2 protein-coding genes and 2 pseudogenes are annotated in these 2,552 nt (G+C 48.2%); all 4 read left to right on the top strand.

Annotation, left to right across the window (positions count from 1 at the left end; translation table 11 throughout):
• Positions 1-177 precede the first annotated feature (177 nt).
• Positions 178-620, top strand: a pseudogene (locus BFF42_RS14810) (hypothetical protein).
• A 651-nt stretch (positions 621-1,271) separates the two neighbouring features.
• On the top strand, positions 1,272-1,427 hold the full coding sequence (gene hokD / locus BFF42_RS14795; RefSeq protein ID WP_000813254.1) for a type I toxin-antitoxin system toxin HokD: 156 nt from the start codon (positions 1,272-1,274) through the stop codon (positions 1,425-1,427).
• Between the two features lie 167 nt (positions 1,428-1,594).
• Positions 1,595-1,873, top strand: coding sequence for a hypothetical protein (locus BFF42_RS14785; protein ID WP_000929754.1), 279 nt, complete (start codon positions 1,595-1,597; stop codon positions 1,871-1,873).
• 1 nt (position 1,874) lies between these two features.
• Positions 1,875-2,360, top strand: a pseudogene (locus BFF42_RS14780) (DUF968 domain-containing protein); the annotation flags it as partial.
• Between the last annotated feature and the right edge of the window lie 192 nt (positions 2,361-2,552).

Raw genomic sequence — 2,552 nt, 5'->3', positions numbered from 1 at the left:
TTAATGCCATTTTCAAGAGCAAGTTTTGAGATGGATATCCCGGGTTCACAGGAGGCAGCAACGAGCTGCTGTTTAAATTCGGGAGGATAATTAGGGCAGCCTTTTCGCCTGCCGGGATTCACATTTTTCTGCATATCTGACACTTTGGTTCCCACTACTTATTTGGTGGACACCACTTTGTCTAATTCGTCAGATTCTGACCAGACGGTTCAGGCTGTACGCTTACAATTAATCGAAGAAGCCAAATTAAAAATAGCGATTACGAAATGCCACCCCAATTCAGGGATGGCGCGAGTAGAGGGCGAGTTATTCAAAATTGCACGGCATCGCTGGAAGCAGAGCCGATAGCGTGGCGATATCGCTACGTGAAAAAAGGTGTTATGGACTCTCAGGGGGAGTTGTGGGTTGGTGACTGGAAATATGTACCGAAAAAAGAGGATTGTAACGACAGGCCGAACTATGAAATTCAGGCCTTATTCACTGCCCCACCAGTCCCGGTTACATCAAAAGAACTGGTTAAAGCTGTGCACTTTTATGAACAACTAAAACGCGAAAATCCACCAGCATCCGGCAACCAGATTAATGGGTTAACTATGTCGGTTAAACGACCAGCCAACTGAAAAAGCGGAAACCTGATTATAGGTTGCCAGATAAGGCAATAAGCTACCTGGCGCGGAACGGACTGATAAGTATGGGGAATGTTTTACGATGAGTATTTAGACTAAAGAGTTTGTAACGCTATGTAAGTGATTTTTTCTGGTTTAGATATTTATATGTCCGGCCAAATTGAGGTGTGTTTAAATGTTATTGCACATTGATTGTAGGGGGAATAATGAAAAACGCATTGCAGTTTTTGTTTGTTGCGTTCTGGTTGTTCGCATCATGTATGCCCATCATCTTCACAGCAAGGTATATGGAAAAAATTGATGTTTTGATATTAATGTTTGGACATATAAATGCCCTTTTTTTAGGGGTGTTCATGGCGGTCATGTGCATTGAATACTGGCGGTAAATACAGCGAACGCTATTGGTTTAGTTGGATATTTACTGTGCCGGACAAAAACGGTTTGCAGGGAAATCTTAGTTAAGTAGAATGACTGCGGGTGCTTGAGGCTATCTGTCTCAGGCATGAACACCAAAAGGCAGATAGAGAAAAGCCCCAGTTAACATTACGCGTCCTGCAAGACGCTTAACATTAATCTGAGGCTCAATCCATGCTGAACACATGTAGGTTAGCCTCTTACGTGCCGAAAGGCAAGGAGAAGCAGGCTATGAAGCAGCAAAAGGCGATGTTAATCGCCCTTATCGTCATCTGTTTAACCGTCATAGTGACGGCACTGGTAACGAGGAAAGACCTCTGCGAGGTACGAATCCGAACCGGCCAGACGGAGGTCGCTGTCTTCACAGCTTACGAACCTGAGGAGTAAGAGACCCGGCGGGGGAGAAATCCCTCGCCACCGCTGATGTGTCAGGCATCCTCAACGCACCCGCACTTAACCCGCTTCGGCGGGTTTTGTTTTTTCTGGTCGTTCTGGTTTACAATCCATCCGTCAGCCTGAACAACTGGCACCTGCTGCGCCAGCAGAGAAAACAGATGGCGCACGATACCAAATTTTACAATTCGGATAACTCTGCCGCCCCTGCCAGCAGGCACGGGCGGCGTTCTCATGCATTCAAATCTGACTGGTATCAGCACGACCCCTGCACCGAAGAACAGGCTGAATGGCTGATTCAGCGCTACCGCAGACACGGATACGAGATTAAGAAAGCCCTCAGTCTCGATTATCGTCACTGGATAATCTTCGTCAGGCTCCCTTATTCCGAACGGCCACCGCGTCCGTCCTGCACATTCCAGCAACGGATCTGGAGGTAATGTGCGGGTATTACTTCGACCTGTTCTGGTTCCGGAACTCGGGCTGGTGGTCCTTAAGCCAGGCCGTGAATCCATGCCGGTATTCCACAATACCCGGGTACTGGTGGAGCCGGAACCGAAAAGCATGCGTAATCTGCCGTCCGGGGTCGTTCCTGCCGTTCGCCAGCCGCTAGTGGAAGACAAAACATTGCTGCCGTTTTTCAGTAACGCACGGGTGATTCGTGCTGCTGGTGGTGCTGGTGCATTGTCTGACTGGCTGTTGCGCCATATTAAATCCTGCCAGTGGCCACACGGCGATTATAATCACAGCGAAACCGTCATTCACCGTTATGGTACCGGCGCAATGGTGTTGTGCTGGCACTGCGACAACCAGTTGCGTGACCAGACATCCGAATCACTCGAGCAACTTGCTCATCAAAACCTGTCAGCATGGATGATTGACGTCATCGGTCACGCAATAAGCGTAAGCGTACAGCCTGAACCGTCTGGTCAGAATCTGACGAATTAGACAAAGTGGTGTCCACCAAATAAGTAGTGGGAACCAAAGTGTCAGATATGCAGAAAAATGTGAATCCCGGCAGGCGAAAAGGCTGCCCTAATTATCCTCCCGAATTTAAACAGCAGCTCGTTGCTGCCTCCTGTGAACCCGGGATATCCATCTCAAAACTTGCTCTTGAAA

It is taken from the genome of Shigella sp. FC1661 (assembly GCF_001712525.1).
GTDB classification, from domain to species: Bacteria; Pseudomonadota; Gammaproteobacteria; order Enterobacterales; family Enterobacteriaceae; genus Escherichia; species Escherichia coli.
Note: the sequence above shows the minus strand (reverse complement) of the source record. Positions and strands in the feature narration are given on the sequence as shown.